We start from the raw sequence: 21,109 nt of genomic DNA, 5'->3' as shown, positions 1-21,109 counted from the left end.
CAAATGGCAATAGTAAATATCAATGTGTCGGTGACCAGTCCGCCGAAACCCTCCCAGTTGTTAAAGTCAGGTGCTCTGGTATCAACCGGGGGCACCACGCTGGCGGCGGGGAGTTATCAGTTGCTGACGTCCAAAGACGATCTAAAAAATATCGCTGCGCCAGCAAAAGCTATTTCTTCGCTTACGTGGGCCGGGAATACCGTCACGGTGACTCTTTCAGAAAATCATGGCTGGTCCATTGATGAAACGATCCCTGTTGTGATTTCTGGTGCTGCGCCTGCCGCCTATAACGGGGCATATACAGCGTCTGTGACAGGTGAAAAAACGTTTACCTACCCCCTGAACAGTGACCCCGGTACAGCAACGGCTACAGGAACCGTAACGTCTGTTGCCGCCGGAGAACTCCAGCAGATGAACACCACGTACTGGGCGCAGGGGACCAGCCGGGCTGTTTATGTCCTTGAGCTGGGTGAGATGAGTGTAAAATCTGCGGTTGCAGCCCTCAGTACGTTCATTGATGAAGATACTTCTCTGGGAAACACATACCAGAAGTTTTTCTCTTACCTTGTGCCGAGGGAATGGGACGCCGAACCGACGTTTAAAACGCTGGCGAACAATTACACTTCGCCCGGCGCGCTGGTGAAATTTTTCGTCACAACCACGATTGCGACGTACCAGGAATGGGTATCCGGCAAATATCCGAATGTTTTTGCCGGGGTTGAGGCACCGTCAATTGGCGCAACTGAGTTCTCGATGGCGGCGCCGTTCCAGTCATCACTGGCAAACGATCCGGGTTCCTCCAATATGGTTCCGCCGATGGCGTACCGCTTTATGTATGGCGTAACGGAGTATCCGCCGGCAGGTAACGGCACCCTGCTGAAAACCCTGCAGGATAACCATATCAACTATATCGGCACGGCGGCAGAAGGCGGACTGAGCAATAAAATGCTGGTGGCGGGCCACATGCTCGATGGTATGCCGTTTAACTACTGGTACTCCGTCGCCTGGTGCGCTATTAACCTTGAGCTGGATCTGGCTAATGAAGTGATTAACGGTTCTAACACTACCGTTAACCCGCTTTATTACGATCAGCAGGGAATTGGTCGCCTGCAACGACGCGCTTTGAAAACCCTGCGTTCCGGTATCAGTTACGGGCTGATTCTCGGTCAGGTTATTGATACACAGCTCACGCAGGAATCGTTCAACGCGGAATATGAAAAAGGCTCCTATGCCGGGAACGCGGTCATCAACGCAGTACCGTTCGCTGACTATACCAGCCTGAATCAGTCCGATTACGCCGATGGGAAATATAACGGCCTGAGCGCGGTTGTCACTCCGCGTCGTGGTTTTGAGTCCATCACTTTTAATCTCAACGTGACCAATTTTGTGGGGGCGTAATAAATGCCAAATCCATTAGTACCGCAGGGCTTTCTTAACCGTGTCAGGGGGGCGGTAACTGTCACGGATATTCCGGCGCTGAATGTCACCGCGTCATTTCTGGGTAAGGATGCTATCAGTATGCGGCCGGATTCGGCTGCAACGGACATTATCCCCACGCTGACCGGAACCGTGGGGAGCCAGGTACCTTATCAGCAGGTCACAATCACGATGCATTTACTGCGAACGCAGGGGCTGGCGGCGAGCTATCAGAACCGTTTCGCTTCTGATACGTCGCTGGGAGAGGTCGTTATCACGCCGGATGCCAGCACCTTCGGAAACTACACGGTCCTGAATGCATATCTGGTGAATTTTAATGAACTGACCATCAACGGTATGGATGCCGGATATGTCGTGACGATTTCCGGTTATCTGATCACCAACGATAAAATGTGGGGCTAATGGCCGTGAAAATTGACCGAAAACTGAATTTTGTCAGCACCATCACCCGCGATGACGGCTCACTGGTGTATCTGCACGTTGTGCCGTTTCCGTATGAAGTCGTTGAGGAAAATTGCGTACTGCTGGGGAATCTGTTCAATAATTTTTTCTCCCTGGTGGGTTCGGTAGGTGCGCCCCGCGTGGCAGCGATGATGCTGCGAAAAATCATCAAAGCGCGGCAGGAGGCAGGAGATCTTCAGCCAGGAACTCCAAATATTGTCGATGAGATACAGCGTCTGACAACGGTCATCTGGAACGATAACGGAACCTGGAAAACGTCTTCGCTGGAGGCTGCATTCAGGCAGGAAATTATCACCGATGATGAGTACCGGGAAGTCGAGGGCGAGGTCGTTTTTTTTATGGTGAGCTCTGCCATTCAGAAAGCGAACCTGATCGCACCGACGGTGGGGAAAGCGCTCGATATGTACAGTGGGCAACTCGTCTCATTGAGCGCTATGGCGTATCGCGATTCTTTACCGACGTCGAAAACGGTTACCGATACCCCGACCCCGGAAGCCCTGCCGGAACCCTCACATATACCCTCCTGACATGGGCCTCATGCGAAGGCTTCAGTCACCTCTGCCGTGAACTGGGCTGCGGCGAATATAAAAGCCCGCTCCATTTCCGGCAGCGGTTCATTCTGGAGGAAATAAGACGCAAGGGGTATTTCAATGGCGGCTAAATCCATTGTCGAAATTGATGTTCAGGACGAGAAATTTCAGTCGTTCCTGGAAAAATTCAATGAATACCAGAAAGCACTCAGCGAATTACCTGAACAATGGCGGGGGGCGGTTCACGGGCTCGGCGAGGCCGCAAAGGAGACCGAACGTGTCCGGGATGGTACGGAGGGGATTACAAAAGCGTTCGCTGATGGCGTTGCGGCGTTATCATCTGTTAATGACGGTCTCGATCGACTCAATGGTAATCTGGAGAAGGCCACAAAAACCCAGGCGGAGTTTAACAAGAAGTCCGGCGGTGCGCGCAATTTCCTGAATAAAGCCAGCAAGGATGCGAAATCGCTGGCAGGTCATATTAAAGATGCCACAACCAGCCTGCTTTCATGGGGAACCGTTCTGGGGCTTTTTTCCGGGCTGGCTGGTGCGGGCGGTCTGTGGGGGCTTAACCACCTGGCCGGCAATGCCTCCGCACAACGGTTTACTGCGATGGGGCTGGGGACGACGGCAGGTGGACTTAATTCGACTGCTGTCAATTTTCAGAAAGCGCTGGGTAATCCTGTCGGAACCCTGGGCGCCATACGTGATGCGCAGCTTGATTTGAGTAAACGCTGGCAGTTCCGGGCAATGGGCGTCGATAACCCGGACAGGGATCCTGCTGAGCTTTTACCTGAAATGATAAAAGCGGCGCGTGATATTTTTGTGCGTAACGGCAGTACGCAGCAGGGGGCGGAAGCCTACGGGCTGACGAACTATTTCACCCTTGACGATCTGAACCGCTTCAAAAAAATGAGCGATGAAGAAATCGATGCGATGGCGAAACAGGCACAGCAGGACACCCGCCGCCTTCAGTTGACGGACCAGCAGCTTCGCCAGTGGCAGGATTTCAACATTCAGCTCGACCGCAGTAAGGTCAGTATCGGGAATACGTTTATCCGGGGACTGGCACCGCTGGCGCCGGAGCTGGGAAAACTTTCGGATGCCTTTTCCGGCGCGATTGAAACGGTCCTTAAATCGCCGGAACTGGGAAAATGGATTGATGGCCTTTCAGATGGTATACGTCGGTTTGGTAACTATCTGGCTTCTCCCGAATTTCAGAAAGATGTTGAAGCTTTCATATCCGGTGTGGAGCGGTTGGGCCGGGTTATCGGCAAGGTCATTGACTGGATAAGTGGTAAATCCGGCATCACAGCGGATGATATTAAATCCCGGTCATCGATACTCAGCGACGAGAAGCACACCGATCCCGTTACCAGTGAGACTTACACCCCGGGTGGGGATGATGATCCGCGTGTGTGGTCGTGGCTGAAAGGGGTAAAAAAATTCTTTTCATCAGGAGATGTTAAGCCGGTCGACGGGAAACAGGCTGATGTTCATGCTAAGGGGCGAACCATTGCTGACAGGTTCAATAACCCTGTGAATTTACGTTATGCCGCAGGTTATGAAACCGCCAGTACCAGAAACGGGAAATTTGCTGTGTTCCCCAGCCTGGATGAGGGCGTTCTCGCTGCTGCAAAACAACTGCAAATATACGGCACAAAGGGCATCAACAATATTCACGATATTATCAGTAAATGGGCTCCATCTAACGAGAACAATACGAAAGTATACATCGGGCATGTTGTGAATGCGACTGGCCGCAGTGAATTCGAAAAGCTGAATTTAAATGATACCCGGACTCTCGCGAAATTAATTACTGCCATGTCAGTAAAAGAAGGTGCCGGCTCCCGGTTAAGTGAAGAGAAGGTTATACAGATTATCAATAATGCCGGAGGTTATTTTCAGGGATCGCAGAAAAAATCTTTGCAGGATATAAATCCATCTGACAGCGTGCGGGAACAATATCTTGCCCAGTATGGTTCTGAATTGCCCGGTACCAGCACAAGTAACCCTGTCGTACAGCCAGTACAACAGGGTTCGGGGAAAACTGACCAGATACTGCAACAAATTCTGGATAACCAGAAACGTGGTCATGCTCAGGGGCTTGTTGTTTATAACAATACCGGCGGTAATGCGATTGTATCCAGTACGCAACTTGGAGGGTTCGGTTAATGTCATTTACCCGCGAGCTCTACAAGCTCGGTTTTGAAATCTCCCCGGTTATTCTCTGCGATGGTGTGGCGCAGAGTATTCCCGGCGGCATGTTGCCGATAGTCGCCCTGACCCAGAGCGCCAGCTACGTTTCGGGCCTGATGGGGGGCGCTATTGAATTGACGGATCTGGATAAGTATTTCTGCCACTGGCGAGCGGCACCCGGTGGGACAATGGTTGATTACGATATTGGTCGTTATCCGTTTGCAAACCAGGCAGTGGCAGCCAACGCGCTTCTCTCGCAGCCGCTGCGCATTCCAATGCTGATGGATGCGCCGGTAAATGAAAACACCGGTGCTATGACAAAGCTGGTCACGCTGAGTTCGTTGCAGGCCGTATTGCAGGCGCACGCCAGTCTTGGCGGAACGTTTATTGTGGCAACGCCGGGAATTATTTACAGCAACTGCATACTGAGGACAGTGCGTGATGTTACCGGGTCGAATGATGCTTTACCGCAGCGGCAATGGTTATGGGATTTTGAGCAACCACTGCTTTCTGAAACCGGGGCTGAGCAGGCGATAAACAGTTATCTGAATAAGATTGATAACGGGGACAAGGCAACAGAAAGCGCCTGGACCAGTACCATCTCGGCGATTGGTAATACCTCACTCGGCAGTAGTGTATCGGGTGCAGTTATTGGCTTAATCGGAAAACTGAGCGGGGCATTTAATTTATGAGCGTGTCTTTTTATCCCTTCTCCGGTAACGAACAGAAAAGCATGGTCTTTACTCCCGTTCTCGATGGCGAGGTTTATAACTGCCAGACGAAATGGAATATTGCCTCCCAGCGCTGGTACCTCAATATCACGGATAACTCAGGCCGTCGGCAACTGACAATTCCGGTTATTGGTTCCCCAAAGGATTACGACATTAATTTACTGGTGGGGGCATTCAGCAAAACCAGAATGGTATGGCGTGTTTCTGACGGTCAGATCGAGGTAATTAACTGATGCGTTTCTACGACATTCAGATTTTTAATGCTCCGGATGCTAAGGGCAACCCCGGTACGCTGTACAGACAGTATAGTAGCATGAAAAACGGGGTATTTAACCCGGGGTGCCTGATGGTTGAATTCGACCTTCTCCGTTTTGGTGAATCCACTCCCAAAGGGCAGAGCTGCATCACTGTCTGGGGCATCAGTCCGCAGGAAATGCAACAGGCCAGACAGGATATGTTTGGCATGACCATAAAAATGTGGGTGGGAATGTCAAAAGGGTTGCCGCTGGCGAAACCGGAACAGCGTGGACTTGTGCTGGAAGGGACAATCTGGCAGGTGCTGGGGAACTGGCAGGGCACCGAGTTACGGTTGGATCTCATTGTGACCGCCGGTCCTGTGTCTGACGTTAACCCGTTACCGCTGGCACCCGTAAATTTAACGGTGCCGTGGAATAAGGGGGTTAAACTTTCTGTCGCGCTGACGCAATGCTTTCAGACGCTGGGAGGTGACTACCGGTTCTCAGTCAGTATCAGCGATCGTCTGGTGAATAATTATGACAGTAATATGTTTTGCGGCAGTCTCCAGGAACTTGCAACCAGACTTAAGTCGCTGAGTAAAAGCATCATTAAGGACAGTAATTATTCCGGTGTTGAAATAGCGATGGTGAACGGCAGGGAGATCCGGGTATTCGATAACGATTTTGCTAACCACCAGGATAAAGACTCCAGAAAAAGCGCCTCTTACAGAAGTCAAAATCCCGTGCAAATTGAATTTACCGATCTTGTTGGTCAGCCGACCTGGATCCAGTTTGGTACGGTGAGTATTCCCTGCGTCATGCGCAGCGATATTCAGGTGGGCGATTATATCCGGATGCCGAAGAAATTAAGACCAATGATCCAGGCATCGTCATACTCACAGTTTCGTGATGACTCGGCTTTTACGGGGGATTTTCTGGTGTCTTCGGTCCGTCTGGTGGGTAACAGCAGACAACCGGACGCAAACAGTTGGGTAACTGTTATCGAGGCGCATCCAACAGGGGGGATTGCTGCAACATGAGTATAAATAAAAAGCTCAATTTTGGCGGCAATATGAATAATTTCGCCGACCAGAAAATAGCCGCCGCTATGCAGATGGCCGGAAAGATTTTACCCGCAGAGGTCGTCAGTCAGTCCGGGAAAATGGTCACTGTTACCTTTTTGCTGCGGGACATTCCCTACACGTTACCTCAGTTGACCATTCCGCTATTCGGTCCTCAGTACATCAGATACCCGATGCAAAAAGGAGATAAGGGGATAGTCATCCCGGCAGATACCTACCTGGGCGGCGCCAGCGGTCTCGGAGGGGGAACGGCTGATCTGACGCCCCCTGCAAATCTCAGTGCGCTGGTGTTTTTACCCATCAGTAACACGGAGTGGGAGAACGTCGATGGTCAGGTACTGACGCTGTACGGACCGGAGGGGGTAACCATTCGTGATGCGAAAAGCAACACCACGTTTCTGCTCACACCGGAAAGTATCACTATCGCCACACCTGAAAAATTCGAAGTGACGGTGGGCAGTACCGTTCTGACGCTCACCGCTGGTGCCTGGTCGCTGACAGGGCAGAGTGGAACTCTGACTGACAGTGCGGCCAGCACCAGTCCGAAAATCATGCTGGAGGGCTGGGAAAAACTGGTTCAGTGGGTTAACAGCCACAGGCACAGCAATGGTAATGACGGACAGGATACCGGAGGGCCAACGTCACAATTCAACGGGAGTATTACCGAATGAGGACATACGGACGAGATAAAGACGGGAAGTGGGTAACGGTCACGACTGACGAAAACGGGTTTAACGATTCTGTGTATCTCACAACGCTGGTGCAGAATCTGAAGCTGTCCCCGCAGGAGTCCCCGTTTTTTGCTAATCACGGTATACCGGCTAACGGCTCAGTTATTCAGCAGATACTGCCGACTTTCTACGTAAACCGGCTCCAGCAGCAGTTCAGCAAATACTTTTCCTCCCTGCAGATTGCGCTGGCGGATGTTGACCCCCCTGTTTACAACATTTCGGCGATTACCAACTCAGGCTCTAAAATAGTGGCTCAGGTGTATGTATGAGTGATTTACCCATTAGTTATGATATTGCCGGCCCGGTTCCTAAAACGACGGATGAACTCCGGCAACTGGTTATTGATACTGCAACAGCGCTGTCCCCGGGGATAACCACAAATTTACCCGGATCGCTGATTGAGGATATGGTCAGTACGAGTGTCGGCGCGCTTGTGGTATGTGATCAGGCGCGGGTTGACCTGATTAACTCATGCAGCCCGTATGCGGCAAATGTACACCTGCTTGCACAACTGGGTGATATGTACGGCGTCCAGAAAGGGCAGGGAACCAATACATCAGTTTATGTGGTGTTCAGTGGCCCGCCCGGGTTTGCCATACCGAAAGGTTTTATGGTCGGGGATGGAACCTACACCTATACCGTTCAGCGTGACACGATGATCCCGGAAAGTGGACAAACGGAGCCTGTCTATTGCCTGGCAACAACCGGGGGCTCCTGGGCAGTACCCGCGGGTACTGTGAATCAGATAAAAACCTCAGTACCGAATACGTACAATCTGACCTGCACCAATCTGACCGCGGGATTACCCGGTGCGCAGGAACAGACTTTTTCTTCATACCGTGCCCAGGTATTCCAGGCAGGTATGTACGGTGTACAGGGAACACCTGACTGTTACCGGATTGAACTGAAAAATGTTTATGGCGTACAGGAGAATCTAATCTCGTACCGACAGGCATCGCTCGGGGCATGGGTTGCGATTGCAGGCGGCGGCGATCCTTATGAGGTGGCTTATGCAATTTATAAAGCCGTGCCAGATATCTCCGTACTGACGAATGATGTAGTGAATCCATCAGGCGCTGCGGTGGATAAAAAAACGATACCGATTATTGTGTATCCGGATACGTATCACGTGCCGTTTGTGGTGCCATCATCACAAAACGTTACGCTTTTAATCACCTGGAATACGGCTTCAACCCGCTATATCGATCCAACCGGGATTGAAAAAGCAGTGCAGCAAAGCATTGCTGATTACATTAACGGAATTGCAACGGGGGAACCAATAAACATTTTCCTGATACGGGATATTTTTCTTAATCAGGTTAAGGGGCTTGTATCTTCAAACCTCGTATCAATGATTGACATTCAGGTTGGTATAAACGGGAAAATTGTCCCACCTGCAACCGACTCCAGTCTGGTTTATGGTGATACTTACGCCTATTTTTCCACTTCATCTTCACAAATTCAGGTTAAGCAATATGGCAGCTCTTCTTGACAGCATTATTCCGGCTTACCCCTATACGCAATATAATGACGATCCGGACATAGTTGCCTTTTTTGATGCTTATAACAAACTGGCACAGGGTTATCTTGATTACTTTAACAACCTGAATTTACCTTGCTGGACCTCCCCGGCGATTACCGGTGAGTTGCTGGACTGGATTGCGGCGGGTATTTATGGGGAATTTCGACCCTTGCTTCAGATTTCCGAGGATGCCATTGCGCGCGGAGCGTATAACACTATTGAGTACAATAATGTTGCGTATGCAAAACTGAGAAATTATGTTCCCGGCTCAGCGTCATATGTACCGGACGACTATTTTAAACGGATACTGACATGGAATTTTTATAAAGGCGATGGTTCTCACTTCTGTATCAACTGGTTCAAACGACGGCTTGCACGCTTTATACACGGGGCCAACGGAATAGACCCGCCAGTTCAGTCCACTTTTGATATTAGCGTGATGCCCGATAAGGGCATTTTTTTTGTCTCCATTCCTGACTATGGCGATGGTGTCGGGCACTTTCTTAAAGATGCCATTGACCAGTCGCTGGTGAAACTCCCATTTATTTATACCTATTCGGTAACGGTGGTCGAGCAATGATTATTGGATTCGGAAATAATGTCGTTTCCTCGCTGGCGGCTGATATTACCGCCAGCCAGACGACCATTCAGGTGATGCCTGGTGCGGGAGCGATGTTCGCTAATTTGCTGACCAGCGATTATGCGAACAGCTCAAACCCTCTCAAAACATACGCCAAAATTACGCTGACAGACGCAAAAGAAACAGTTTTTGAGGTATGCCATCTGACAGCAGTTAATAATGACATGCTGACGGTTATTCGCGGTCAGGAAGGTACAACAGCGAAGGGATGGTCACTGAATGACGTTATAGCGAATTTTGCGACGCGAGGATCTGAAAATCAGTTTGTACAAATTGAAGAGCTCCAGAGTGGGCATTATGTCGCTGGTGTGGCCGGAGGTACAGAAAATAATCTGACGCTGGAGTTACCAGCAACTTATTTCGTCAATGGTGGAGTTGACTGGACATTGCGCACTCCACTTGTGGTTATTCCGGCGCTAAACAATACCGGAGCCAGCACTCTGCAACTGACGATGGGAGGACGTGTGCTTGGCATATTCCCACTATACAAGGGGAATAAAGCAGAGTTATCGGCCAATGATATTATTAAAGATATTCCTATCTTATGCGTTCTGGATAATACAAAAACCTATTTTTCTGTGCTTAATCCCCTGGAGATTTATTTGGGATCACGGTATTTGCAGAAGGACCAGAACCTGTCCGACGTACCGGATAAGGCCAAAGGTCGGTCCAGTCTTGAGGTCTACAGCAAAACCGAAAGTGATAAAAACTACATGGCTAAAAGCCAGTGTGGTGCTGATATCCCGGACAAACCGCTGTTTGTACAAAATATCGGAGCGCTTCCTGCATCAGGTACGGCTGTCGCAGCGAACAGACTGGTATCACGTGGTGCGCTTCCGGCACTGACTGGCACGACAAGAGGCGGCGATAACGGCCTCATCATGGGCGAGGTCTACAACAACGGCTATCCAACGGAATACGGGAATATTTTACGTCTGACCGGAACCGGTGACGGGGAAATCCTCATTGGCTGGAGCGGGGTTAACGGTGCGCCAGCGCCTGCATATATTCGCAGTCATCGGGATACCGCCGATGCTGAGTGGTCCGAGTGGGCAATGTTCTATACCTCACTCAATCCGCCTCCAGTACCCCCAGATTTGAATCCTGTCGGCGCGGCTATTGCGTGGCCGTCTGATAATATCCCTGCTGGTTACGCCCTGATGCAGGGGCAATCGTTTGATAAATCTGCTTACCCGTTACTGGCAATAGCATATCCATCCGGCATTATCCCTGACATGCGAGGCTGGACAATCAAGGGGAAACCCGCAAGTGGTCGCGCAGTGTTGTCACAGGAGATGGACGGCAACAAATCGCACAGCCACGGCGCACGGGCGTTGGATACCGACTTAGGGACAAAAACTACCTCATCCTTTGATTACGGCACGAAATCGACCAATACAACGGGCGGTCATACACATGAGTTTGGCGGTTATATCAACTCATATTGGGGAGATTCAAATCACACCTCATTTCAGCCTGGAGGCGGTGCGTGGACACAGGCTGCTGGCGACCATGCGCATACAGTTTATATCGGAGGACACGAGCACAGCATATATATCGGTCCACACGGACACGCCGTTATTGTGGACGCCGACGGTAATGCGGAAACCACGGTGAAGAATATTGCATTTAACTACATAGTGAGGCTGGCATGACTGAAAACACAAAGACATATTTTTCATCACAGACTGACTGTCCGTATTCCAGAACGGAATATATCGGTTGCGGGGAGTACAGGACATATTGCGTAAAATCAGCTAATGCAGACAGCAGTAACAAGTATTGGGATGGCTCACACACTAATACACTGCATGTCGGTTCGCATGATCATACTGTATACCTGAATACAGAATATTTATCCGGAGTAAAAAATGACGTTTAAAATGAGCGATACCCCGCAGACAATTAAAATTTTTAATCTGCGTTCAGATACAAACGAATTTATTGGTGCAGGTGATGCATATATCCCGCCACACACAGGACTGCCGGCAAACTGTACTGATATCGCCCCTCCTGATATTCCGGCAAGTCATATTGCGATATTTGACGCTGAAACCGAAACGTGGAGGCTGCATGAGGACCACCGTGGCGAGACGGTTTACGACACAACAACCGGCAATCAGGTTTATATCTCCTCTCCCGGCCCGCTACCTGAAAACGTCACATCAGTTTCACCTGATGGTGAATATCAGAAATGGAATGGTAAGGCGTGGGTGAAGGATGAAGCGGCTGAAAAAGCAGCGCAGCTTCGTCAGGCGGAAGAAACCAAAAGCAGGCTCCTGCAAATGGCATCTGAAAAAATCGCGCCGCTTCAGGATGCGGTTGATCTTGGACTCGCAACAGATGATGAGAAAGCGCAGCTCGACGAATGGAAAAAATACAGAGTGCTGGTAAACCGGGTGGATACATCGACCGCGCCAAAAATCGACTGGCCTAAGAAACCTGAACAACCGCGCACCTTATAGGTTGATTTGAGGCGCAGTGGTGATGGTGTACACTGCGCTTATCTTTTAACGAGCTTAGGGATGAAAAATGAAAAAAATAATTACCGTATTGGCGCTTGCATCTATAGGAGTTGCGTCTCTTGCTCATAGCGCCTCTTTTGATTGCAGCAAGGCTAGGAGCTTTGCAGAAAAGACTATTTGCTCTAGCCCAAAGTTATCAAAGGATGATGATGATTTAAAGTATTTATATGGATATGCGAAAGCATCAGTAAAAGATAGAAAAGCATTTTCAGAAATAACAAAAGCACTTTGGAATTCAAGGGAGAGATGTCGTGATTATGCTTGTGTTGATGAGTGGTATGACAGCGCTTTTGCTATTTATGGGGCAATTAAAGCAAAAGGTATTCCAGCAACCAATGGTGTCACCGATTTTGCAAAAGAGCCAGAAATTTCTCCTGATGAGAAAAGAAACGAAAGCCAAAGCAATAATGCCAAAAAAGATTTTTCCCTCTATGACTCGAAAGAGAGGGCAGCTCCAGTAGAACATGATGCTGTTCTTTACAAAGACACTCCAGAAGCTTTTGAATTTATAGATACTCTGGTGGGATTTGTCAGAAAAAGTTCTTTTACTTGCGATACTGTAAGCTCATTTTCACCAATGGTGATGTCCAATGGATTTACATTATCATGTAATGGATTTAGCTATAAATATGACATAAAAAACAACGGCGGGAACGTTGCAGTTACAGTTGACAATTAATGTTAACAGCCCACTCAGGTGGGCTTTTTGTTACATCTCATCAGCTTCACGAGAAATGTCGAACAGAACATTGATTGCTAGCAGGTAGGCATTATCAACTACGCCGTAGGTGTCTCTTGTAATAACGTTCGAGTAACGGCTAAGGGCATTTTCCAAGTATGCAATTAGTTCTTTATTACAGTGCTCACTTCGGTGATCTAGCAGGTGGAGGCCAAGGATAAAATGTCCATATTTTTCAAACATAGTGTTGATAAATTTCTCGTCCTCGGAGAGGTCAAAGAATTCATCAATCGAAAGAGGTCGGTTAAGTTGTTCGAGTCGAGTCAGTTCTCTTGATAGCCACTGGCATCCATCGCGTAATTGCTCTGCGGTCAATTTCATAGAAAGCCCTTATTAGTTAGTCAATAGTCCTTCAGTACATCGTCAATTGCTTTATCTATAGCGTATCTTAACTTGTCTCCTAGGGGATCGTCTGGCGAATGCTTCCCATATAGAGCATCTTCAAGGATTTGGACTATTTCCGAGTTCATTGATCGACCATTACGTTTAGCACGTTCGGCTATGGCGTCGCGCATTCCGTCAGGGAATCGGAGGTTGAACTTATCCTGCATTTGGCTTGGGTACTTGCTCATAACATCACCTGGAAAACATTTAAAAATTATTATGGGGCCAACTTGACATGTGTCGCAATGGTGTTAACTTAATATCAGGTGTTAACTTGACCCCAAAAAAGGATGAGGATATGCAAAAATCACTTTATACAGAGCGCAAGAACATCAAGCTAAACCTCCGCATTCCGGCTCGATTAGATCAGGAGATTCGCCGCCTGGCGGAAATGGACTGTATTTCTCTCAATTCGGCGATTGTTCGTTTACTGGCTAAAGGGGTGAGGGAAGAGGTGGCAAATGGTCGTTAAAAAGGTTGAAGCCCCAACTGCGGTAACAGTCAGGGCTTCAGTGTCAAATGATTCCAGGCTAGGAAATATCGACATGAGTAATTTAGCAATAAACCCAACAGTTTGCACTATCAACGTACCTTTTCACGGTGCTGAGCTGTATGTCGTCAACCACAATGGTGAGCCGTACACCCCGATGAAGCCGATCGTTGAGGGTATGGGGATGGACTGGAAAAGTCAGTTTATTAAGATAAAACAACGATTTTCGAAAGGTATGGTGGAAATCACCATGCCCACCGCTGGTGGGATACAAAAGATGATCTGCCTCGCCTTGCGCAAGCTGGCCGCCTGGCTGAACACCATCAGCCCAAACAAAGTTCGCCCGGAGATTCGCGAGCGCGTTATCCGTTACCAGGAAGAGTGCGACGATGTTCTGTACGAATACTGGACGAAGGGGCAGGTGACGAATCCGCGTAGCATGGAACCAGCAATCGACATGATGAATATTGATCTCCATCTCCGTATTCGCGATGGACAGGTTGAGAGCATCGAGCGCATCGGTCCCGACATGTTTGTTGGTAAAGTAGAGCAGATACTGAGTGGATTACGCAATAGCGGCTGGATCGTTATCAAGCGCGAGTTACTGGCAGAAAAACTAGCGACATGGTGATATAGATCGCTCAGCAGTAACAGATAACCAAACCAGCTTCGGCTGGTTTTTTATAGGTCGTACAGACCTCTATTGTGATGTAACATCGTATGTTGATCAGCAGATCGTATGCTGACGATTTCAAAGCTACAGTGTAATATGCACGCCAGTCGTTGATGGGGTAGTTATTGTGGAATGTCCACCGCTGTGTCCATCAAGAAAAATTTATCAGCATAGCGAGTTAAAAAATTCATATTTATGAAGAATATAAGAAATTTCTCCATCATTGCTCACATTGACCACGGTAAATCGACGCTGTCTGACCGTATTATCCAAATCTGCGGTGGCCTGTCTGACCGTGAAATGGAAGCTCAGGTACTTGATTCGATGGATCTTGAGCGTGAGCGCGGTATTACTATTAAAGCCCAGAGTGTGACGCTGGATTTTAAAGCGTCTGATGGTGAAACTTATCAACTGAACTTTATCGACACGCCGGGACACGTTGACTTTTCCTATGAAGTTTCCCGTTCGTTAGCCGCCTGCGAGGGCGCGCTGCTGGTGGTGGATGCCGGCCAGGGCGTAGAAGCGCAAACGTTGGCGAACTGCTACACCGCGATGGAAATGGATCTTGAAGTGGTGCCGGTGCTTAACAAGATTGACCTGCCGGCCGCCGATCCGGAGCGTGTGGCGGAAGAAATCGAAGACATTGTCGGTATCGATGCGACGGACGCGGTACGCTGCTCCGCCAAAACGGGTGTCGGCGTGACGGATGTTCTGGAACGCCTGGTGCGCGATATCCCGCCGCCGCAAGGCGATCCGGACGGCCCGCTGCAGGCGCTGATTATTGACTCCTGGTTCGATAACTACCTGGGCGTGGTATCGCTGGTGCGTATTAAAAACGGCACCATGCGTAAAGGCGACAAAATTAAAGTGATGAGCACCGGGCAGACCTACAACGCTGACCGCCTGGGGATCTTCACGCCGAAACAGGTTGATCGTACCGAGCTGAAGTGCGGCGAAGTAGGCTGGCTGGTCTGCGCCATTAAAGATATCCTCGGCGCGCCGGTTGGCGATACCTTAACCTCAGCGCGTAACCCAGCGGAAAAAGCGTTGCCGGGCTTTAAGAAGGTGAAACCGCAGGTCTATGCAGGTCTGTTCCCGGTCAGCTCCGACGATTATGAAAGTTTCCGCGACGCGCTCGGCAAGCTAAGCCTGAACGACGCCTCACTGTTTTATGAACCGGAAAGCTCCTCGGCGCTGGGTTTTGGTTTCCGCTGCGGCTTCCTCGGCCTGTTGCACATGGAGATCATTCAGGAGCGTCTGGAACGCGAATACGATCTGGATCTGATCACCACTGCGCCGACCGTGGTTTATGAAGTAGAAACAACGGCGAAAGAGACTATCTATGTTGATAGCCCCTCCAAGCTGCCGCCGTTGAATAACATTTATGAACTGCGCGAGCCTATCGCCGAATGTCATATGCTGTTACCACAAGCCTATTTAGGTAACGTTATTACGCTGTGTATTGAGAAACGCGGCGTACAAACTAACATGGTGTATCACGGTAACCAGGTCGCGTTGACCTATGAAATCCCGATGGCGGAAGTGGTGCTCGACTTCTTTGACCGTCTGAAATCGACGTCGCGCGGCTATGCGTCTCTGGATTATAACTTCAAGCGCTTCCAGGCTTCCGATATGGTGCGTGTTGATGTGTTAATCAACAACGAGCGTGTCGATGCGCTGGCGCTGATCACGCACCGCGATAACTCGCAAAGCCGTGGTCGCGAGCTGGTGGAGAAGATGAAAGATTTGATCCCACGCCAGCAGTTTGATATCGCGATTCAGGCGGCGATTGGTACGCATATTATTGCCCGTTCGACGGTAAAACAGTTACGTAAAAACGTGCTGGCGAAGTGCTACGGCGGTGATATCAGTCGTAAGAAAAAACTGCTGCAGAAACAGAAAGAAGGTAAGAAACGCATGAAGCAGATCGGTAACGTCGAGCTGCCTCAGGAGGCGTTCCTCGCCATTCTGCATGTCGGTAAAGACAATAAATAATCCCTAAGGAGTTGGCATGGCGAACATGTTTGCCCTGATTCTGGTGATAGCCACACTGGTGACGGGCATTTTATGGTGCGTTGATAAGTTTGTTTTCGCGCCAAAACGTCGGGCGCGCCAGGCTGCCGCGCAAACGGCGTCGGGAGATGCGCTGGATAACGCTACGCTCAATAAAGTGGCGCCTAAGCCGGGCTGGCTGGAGACCGGGGCGTCGGTTTTCCCGGTTCTGGCGATCGTTCTGATCGTTCGTTCATTTCTTTATGAACCCTTTCAGATCCCGTCAGGCTCAATGATGCCGACACTGCTTATCGGCGATTTTATTCTGGTGGAAAAATTTGCCTACGGCATTAAAGATCCGATCTACCAGAAAACCCTGATTGAAACCGGTCATCCAAAGCGCGGGGATATTGTGGTATTTAAATATCCGGAAGATCCTAAGTTAGATTACATCAAACGCGCCGTCGGTTTGCCGGGCGATAAAATCACTTATGATCCGGTTGCAAAAGAGGTGACGATTCAGCCTGGCTGTAGCTCCGGTCAGGCGTGCGAAAATGCGCTGCCGGTTACCTACTCTAACGTTGAGCCGAGCGATTTTGTACAGACCTTTGCCCGCCGTAACGGTGGAGAAGCGACCAGCGGTTTCTTTGAGGTTCCGCTAAACGAGACAAAAGAAAACGGCATTCGCCTGACCGAACGTAAAGAGACGTTAGGCGATGTAACTCATCGCATCCTGATGGTGCCGATAGCCCAGGATCAGTTGGGCATGTATTACCAACAGCCAGGACAACCGCTGGCGACCTGGGTTGTACCACCGGGACAATATTTCATGATGGGCGACAACCGCGATAACAGCGCGGATAGCCGTTACTGGGGATTTGTTCCGGAAGCGAATCTGGTCGGTAAAGCGGTCGCTATCTGGATGAGCTTTGACAAGCAGGAAGGGGAGTGGCCGACAGGCGTACGCCTGAGTCGTATCGGCGGTATTCACTAACTGTGACGAAATGATCGTTCACGCTGCCGTCTTTTTAGCGGCAGCGTGAATTATTTCCTGGATAAATTCCCTCAGACTAACGACATCCCCTGTCGTTGTGTATAGAATATTCCCCCGAAGTTTTAGGTTGGCGTCGTTTGGTCGCCACGGCACACGAAACAGCGTTGGTTATAGACAACCTTCTTTCCGCTGCAGCGATGCGGCAGGACAGATGACGTGTATCAGGTCTGTTTCGTGTGCTGGATTGTTGACGCATTCATTTATTGGTATCGCATGAACCCCATCGTAATTAATCGGCTTCAACGGAAGCTGGGCTACACTTTTAATCATCAGGAGCTGTTGCAGCAGGCATTAACTCACCGCAGCGCCAGCAGTAAACATAACGAACGCCTGGAGTTTTTAGGCGATTCAATCCTGAGCTTCGTTATCGCTAACGCGCTTTATCATCGTTTCCCACGGGTGGATGAGGGAGATATGAGCCGTATGCGCGCCACGTTGGTACGTGGTAATACGCTGGCGGAATTAGCCCGTGAATTTGATTTAGGCGAGTGCCTGCGTTTAGGGCCGGGCGAATTAAAAAGCGGCGGATTCCGTCGGGAGTCCATTCTGGCGGACACCGTGGAAGCGTTAATCGGCGGAGTATTTCTCGATAGCAATATCCAGACCGTCGAGCAGTTAATCCTTAACTGGTATAAAACCCGTCTGGATGAGATAAGTCCGGGCGATAAACAAAAAGATCCTAAAACGCGCTTGCAGGAGTATTTGCAGGGCCGCCATCTGCCGCTGCCATCTTACCTGGTTGTGCAGGTACGCGGCGAGGCGCACGATCAGGAATTTACTATCCACTGCCAGGTCAGCGGCCTGAGCGAACCGGTGGTTGGCACGGGTTCCAGCCGTCGTAAGGCGGAGCAGGCTGCCGCCGAACAGGCGCTGAAAAAACTGGAGTTGGAATGAGCACTGACAAAACTTACTGCGGATTTATTGCCATCGTCGGGCGTCCGAACGTTGGCAAATCCACCTTGCTGAACAAACTGCTTGGGCAGAAGATTTCGATCACTTCCCGTAAAGCGCAGACCACGCGCCACCGCATTGTCGGTATTCATACCGAAGGCCCGTATCAGGCAATCTATGTCGATACCCCGGGACTGCATATGGAAGAAAAGCGCGCCATTAACCGTTTGATGAATAAGGCGGCGAGCAGTTCGATTGGCGACGTTGAGCTGGTGATTTTCGTTGTGGAAGGCACCCGTTGGACGCCGGACGACGAAATGGTCCTGAACAAACTGCGCGATGGCAAAGCGCCGGTTATTCTCGCCGTTAACAAGGTGGATAACGTGCAGGAAAAAGCCGATTTGCTGCCGCACCTCCAGTTCCTGGCAAGCCAGATGAACTTTCTTGATATCGTACCGATCTCTGCTGAAACGGGTATGAACGTCGATACCATTGCCGGTATCGTGCGTAAACATTTACCGGAAGCTATTCACCACTTCCCGGAAGATTACATCACCGATCGCTCTCAGCGCTTTATGGCGTCTGAAATCATCCGTGAAAAGCTGATGCGTTTTCTCGGCGCCGAGCTGCCGTATTCCGTTACCGTTGAGATTGAACGTTTTGTTACCAACGAACGCGGCGGCTATGATATCAACGGGCTGATCCTCGTCGAGCGCGAAGGGCAGAAGAAGATGGTGATTGGCAACAAAGGCGCCAAAATCAAAACCATTGGTATTGAAGCGCGTAAAGACATGCAGGAGATGTTCGAAGCGCCGGTACACCTGGAACTGTGGGTGAAAGTGAAATCCGGCTGGGCCGATGACGAACGCGCTCTGCGCAGTCTCGGTTACGTAGACGATCTGTGAGTTAACACAGCGTGGAAGGGTGGCAGCGCGCATTTGTCCTGCACAGTCGCCCCTGGAGCGAAACCAGCCTGATGCTGGACGTCTTCACGGAAGAATCGGGGCGCGTGCGCCTTGTCGCCAAAGGCGCGCGATCTAAACGTTCCAATCTGAAAGGCGCGTTACAGCCTTTTACGCCGTTATTGCTACGCTACAGCGGACGCGGCGAGGTGAAAACCCTGCGCAGCGCCGAGGCAGTTTCTCTGGCGCTGCCGTTAAGCGGTATTACGCTCTATAGCGGCCTGTATATCAACGAACTCCTCTCTCGCGTACTGGAATATGAAACGCGCTTCTCCGAACTCTTTTTTGATTATCTGAACTGTATTCAGGCGCTGGCGGGAACCACCGGCTCGCCTGAACCGGCGTTGCGACGTTTCGAACTGGCGTTGCTGGGTCATCTGGGGTATGGCGTCAATTTCACCCACTGTGCAGGCAGCGGCGAACGGGTGGATGACACCATGACCTACCGTTACCGCGAAGAAAAAGGCTTTTTCGCCAGCGTCGTCATCGATAACAACACCTTTACCGGACGGCACCTGAAAGCGCTGGAGGCGCGGGAATTTCCGGATGTAGATACCCTGCGTGCCGCTAAACGCTTTACCCGTATGGCATTAAAGCCGTATCTTGGGGGAAAACCGTTAAAAAGCCGGGAGCTGTTCCGGCAATTTATGCCCAAACGCACAGTAAAAACGAAGAAAGATTAACGAGGATTGTCATGGCTGAATTACTGTTAGGCGTCAATATTGACCACATTGCCACGTTACGTAATGCGCGCGGCACCGACTATCCGGATCCGGTACAGGCGGCGTTTATTGCTGAACAGGCAGGCGCGGACGGCATTACCGTACACCTGCGCGAAGATCGTCGCCACATTACCGATCGCGATGTGCGCATTCTGCGTCAGACGCTGCATACGCGTATGAATCTGGAGATGGCGGTGACCGAAGAGATGCTGGCGATCGCCGTAGAAACCAGGCCGCATTTCTGTTGTCTGGTGCCGGAAAAACGCCAGGAAGTCACCACCGAAGGCGGCCTGGATGTGGCCGGACAGCGCGATAAAATGCGTGATGCCTGTGCGCGCCTGGCGGCGGCTGGCATCCAGGTTTCGCTCTTTATCGATGCCGATGAAACGCAAATCAACGCGGCGGCGGAAGTCGGCGCGCCGTTTATCGAAATCCATACCGGCTGCTACGCCAACGCAGAAACCGATGCGGAACAGGCAAAAGAGCTGGCGCGTATTGCCAGCGCCGCGACCCTGGCGGCTCGCCTGGGGCTAAAAGTAAATGCGGGTCATGGCCTGACCTACCATAACGTCAAAGCTATTGCCGCGCTTCCGGAAATGCACGAACTTAATATCGGTCATGCCATTATTGGTCGGGCGGTGATGACGGGCCTGAAAGAGGCGGTGGCTGAAATGAAACGTTTGATGCTGGAAGCGCGCGGCTAATGGCGATTCTCGGCCTGGGAACGGATATTGTAGAGATTGCCCGCATTGAGGCAGTGATCTCCCGTTCCGGCGAACGTCTGGCAAGGCGTGTGCTCAGTGACAACGAGTGGGCTATCTGGGAGACGCATCAGCAGCCGGTGCGTTTTCTCGCCAAGCGTTTTGCGGTCAAAGAGGCGGCAGCGAAAGCTTTTGGTACCGGCATCCGCAACGGTCTGGCGTTTAATCAGTTCGAAGTGTTTAACGATGAGCTGGGAAAACCACGTTTGCGGCTGTGGGGCGAGGCGTTAACGCTGGCGGAAAAACTCGGTGTGGCGCACATGCATGTCACGTTGGCCGATGAGCGCCATTACGCCTGCGCTACGGTCATTCTGGAAAGTTAGATTTGCCGGATGACGGTGTAAAC

The 21,109-nt window shown here is 50.5% G+C and carries 23 protein-coding genes and 2 pseudogenes; 23 read left to right on the top strand and 2 right to left on the bottom strand.

The annotated features are described in order from the left end of the window. Positions 1 to 3: 3 nt before the first annotated feature. The 14 genes and pseudogenes from NA197_RS16705 to NA197_RS16640 all read left to right on the top strand — a co-directional run bounded on the left by NA197_RS16705 (position 4) and on the right by NA197_RS16640 (position 12,774). The gene (locus tag NA197_RS16705; RefSeq protein WP_001018951.1) at positions 4 to 1,398 is read left to right on the top strand and encodes a hypothetical protein; all 1,395 of its coding nucleotides are present in this window, start codon (positions 4 to 6) and stop codon (positions 1,396 to 1,398) included. Between the two features lie 3 nt (positions 1,399 to 1,401). Beyond that, positions 1,402 to 1,839 carry a hypothetical protein gene (locus NA197_RS16700; RefSeq protein WP_001133547.1) on the top strand — a complete coding sequence of 146 codons (438 nt, stop codon included), beginning with the start codon at positions 1,402 to 1,404 and terminating at the stop codon, positions 1,837 to 1,839. Continuing rightward, positions 1,839 to 2,426, top strand: coding sequence for a hypothetical protein (locus NA197_RS16695; protein WP_023136430.1), 588 nt, complete (start codon positions 1,839 to 1,841; stop codon positions 2,424 to 2,426). The genes NA197_RS16700 and NA197_RS16695 overlap by 1 nt, the downstream gene beginning before the upstream one ends. A gap of 123 nt (positions 2,427 to 2,549) precedes the next feature. Continuing rightward, positions 2,550 to 4,604, top strand: coding sequence for a hypothetical protein (locus NA197_RS16690; RefSeq protein WP_023136429.1), 2,055 nt, complete (start codon positions 2,550 to 2,552; stop codon positions 4,602 to 4,604). Next, positions 4,604 to 5,320 (top strand): hypothetical protein, encoded by a 717-nt coding sequence (locus NA197_RS16685; RefSeq protein ID WP_000011139.1) that lies wholly within the window; start codon positions 4,604 to 4,606, stop codon positions 5,318 to 5,320. The genes NA197_RS16690 and NA197_RS16685 overlap by 1 nt, the downstream gene beginning before the upstream one ends. Next, entirely contained in the window at positions 5,317 to 5,592 is a 276-nt protein-coding gene (locus tag NA197_RS16680) for a hypothetical protein (RefSeq protein ID WP_000116518.1), read from the top strand. The genes NA197_RS16685 and NA197_RS16680 overlap by 4 nt, the downstream gene beginning before the upstream one ends. Next, complete coding sequence (locus tag NA197_RS16675; protein WP_023136428.1) at positions 5,592 to 6,635, top strand: hypothetical protein; 1,044 nt, start codon at positions 5,592 to 5,594, stop codon at positions 6,633 to 6,635. Before NA197_RS16680 ends, NA197_RS16675 begins: the two co-directional genes overlap by 1 nt. After that, positions 6,632 to 7,348, top strand: a complete 717-nt coding sequence (locus NA197_RS16670) for a hypothetical protein (RefSeq protein ID WP_023136427.1) — start codon at positions 6,632 to 6,634, stop codon at positions 7,346 to 7,348. The genes NA197_RS16675 and NA197_RS16670 overlap by 4 nt, the downstream gene beginning before the upstream one ends. Then, positions 7,345 to 7,677 (top strand): hypothetical protein, encoded by a 333-nt coding sequence (locus tag NA197_RS16665; protein ID WP_001261467.1) that lies wholly within the window; start codon positions 7,345 to 7,347, stop codon positions 7,675 to 7,677. The genes NA197_RS16670 and NA197_RS16665 overlap by 4 nt, the downstream gene beginning before the upstream one ends. Then, positions 7,674 to 8,900 (top strand): baseplate J/gp47 family protein, encoded by a 1,227-nt coding sequence (locus tag NA197_RS16660; protein WP_023136426.1) that lies wholly within the window; start codon positions 7,674 to 7,676, stop codon positions 8,898 to 8,900. Before NA197_RS16665 ends, NA197_RS16660 begins: the two co-directional genes overlap by 4 nt. Further along, the gene (locus NA197_RS16655; RefSeq protein WP_023136425.1) at positions 8,884 to 9,510 is read left to right on the top strand and encodes a hypothetical protein; all 627 of its coding nucleotides are present in this window, start codon (positions 8,884 to 8,886) and stop codon (positions 9,508 to 9,510) included. The genes NA197_RS16660 and NA197_RS16655 overlap by 17 nt, the downstream gene beginning before the upstream one ends. 833 nt (positions 9,511 to 10,343) lie before the next feature. After that, positions 10,344 to 11,225, top strand: a pseudogene (locus NA197_RS16650) (phage tail protein); the annotation flags it as partial. Positions 11,226 to 11,441: 216 nt separating this feature from the next. Then, positions 11,442 to 12,035 (top strand): tail fiber assembly protein, encoded by a 594-nt coding sequence (locus NA197_RS16645; RefSeq protein WP_023136423.1) that lies wholly within the window; start codon positions 11,442 to 11,444, stop codon positions 12,033 to 12,035. Positions 12,036 to 12,102: 67 nt separating this feature from the next. After that, a complete protein-coding gene (locus NA197_RS16640) occupies positions 12,103 to 12,774 on the top strand; it encodes a lysozyme inhibitor LprI family protein (protein ID WP_133241388.1) in 672 nt (223 codons plus the stop codon). 30 nt (positions 12,775 to 12,804) lie between these two features. Here the strand turns inward: NA197_RS16640 and NA197_RS16635 are convergent, their stop codons facing one another. Then, positions 12,805 to 13,155, bottom strand: coding sequence for a hypothetical protein (locus NA197_RS16635; RefSeq protein WP_023136421.1), 351 nt, complete (start codon positions 13,153 to 13,155; stop codon positions 12,805 to 12,807). A gap of 104 nt (positions 13,156 to 13,259) precedes the next feature. Continuing rightward, positions 13,260 to 13,406: pseudogene (locus tag NA197_RS16630) on the bottom strand (Arc family DNA-binding protein); the annotation flags it as partial. 110 nt (positions 13,407 to 13,516) lie between these two features. Here NA197_RS16630 and NA197_RS16625 point away from each other — a divergent pair. The 9 genes from NA197_RS16625 (at position 13,517) to acpS (ending at position 21,086) form a co-directional block, all read left to right on the top strand. Then, the gene (locus NA197_RS16625) at positions 13,517 to 13,690 is read left to right on the top strand and encodes a hypothetical protein (protein WP_023136419.1); all 174 of its coding nucleotides are present in this window, start codon (positions 13,517 to 13,519) and stop codon (positions 13,688 to 13,690) included. Between the two features lie 73 nt (positions 13,691 to 13,763). Beyond that, a complete protein-coding gene (locus tag NA197_RS16620; protein WP_024159656.1) occupies positions 13,764 to 14,339 on the top strand; it encodes a phage antirepressor N-terminal domain-containing protein in 576 nt (191 codons plus the stop codon). Positions 14,340 to 14,576: 237 nt separating this feature from the next. After that, positions 14,577 to 16,376: a translation elongation factor 4 gene (gene lepA, locus NA197_RS16615; protein ID WP_000790154.1), complete on the top strand. Its 1,800-nt coding sequence runs from the start codon at positions 14,577 to 14,579 to the stop codon at positions 16,374 to 16,376. Between the two features lie 16 nt (positions 16,377 to 16,392). Next, complete coding sequence (gene lepB, locus NA197_RS16610; RefSeq protein ID WP_000002559.1) at positions 16,393 to 17,367, top strand: signal peptidase I; 975 nt, start codon at positions 16,393 to 16,395, stop codon at positions 17,365 to 17,367. Between the two features lie 273 nt (positions 17,368 to 17,640). Then, positions 17,641 to 18,321 carry a ribonuclease III gene (gene rnc, locus NA197_RS16605; protein ID WP_001068341.1) on the top strand — a complete coding sequence of 227 codons (681 nt, stop codon included), beginning with the start codon at positions 17,641 to 17,643 and terminating at the stop codon, positions 18,319 to 18,321. Continuing rightward, complete coding sequence (era, locus tag NA197_RS16600) at positions 18,318 to 19,223, top strand: GTPase Era (protein ID WP_000102230.1); 906 nt, start codon at positions 18,318 to 18,320, stop codon at positions 19,221 to 19,223. Before rnc ends, era begins: the two co-directional genes overlap by 4 nt. An 11-nt stretch (positions 19,224 to 19,234) precedes the next feature. Next, positions 19,235 to 19,963 carry a DNA repair protein RecO gene (recO, locus tag NA197_RS16595; RefSeq protein ID WP_000399380.1) on the top strand — a complete coding sequence of 243 codons (729 nt, stop codon included), beginning with the start codon at positions 19,235 to 19,237 and terminating at the stop codon, positions 19,961 to 19,963. 11 nt (positions 19,964 to 19,974) lie between these two features. Next, entirely contained in the window at positions 19,975 to 20,706 is a 732-nt protein-coding gene (pdxJ, locus tag NA197_RS16590; RefSeq protein ID WP_000818972.1) for a pyridoxine 5'-phosphate synthase, read from the top strand. Continuing rightward, positions 20,706 to 21,086 carry a holo-ACP synthase gene (gene acpS, locus NA197_RS16585; RefSeq protein WP_000986043.1) on the top strand — a complete coding sequence of 127 codons (381 nt, stop codon included), beginning with the start codon at positions 20,706 to 20,708 and terminating at the stop codon, positions 21,084 to 21,086. The genes pdxJ and acpS overlap by 1 nt, the downstream gene beginning before the upstream one ends. Positions 21,087 to 21,109 lie beyond the last annotated feature (23 nt).

Origin of the sequence: Salmonella sp. NW884 (assembly GCF_051700745.1) — a bacterium.
In the GTDB taxonomy this organism is placed as follows: domain Bacteria; phylum Pseudomonadota; class Gammaproteobacteria; order Enterobacterales; family Enterobacteriaceae; genus Salmonella; species Salmonella enterica.
The sequence above is the reverse complement of the archived record's forward strand: the minus strand, read 5'-3'. Positions and strand labels throughout refer to the sequence as shown.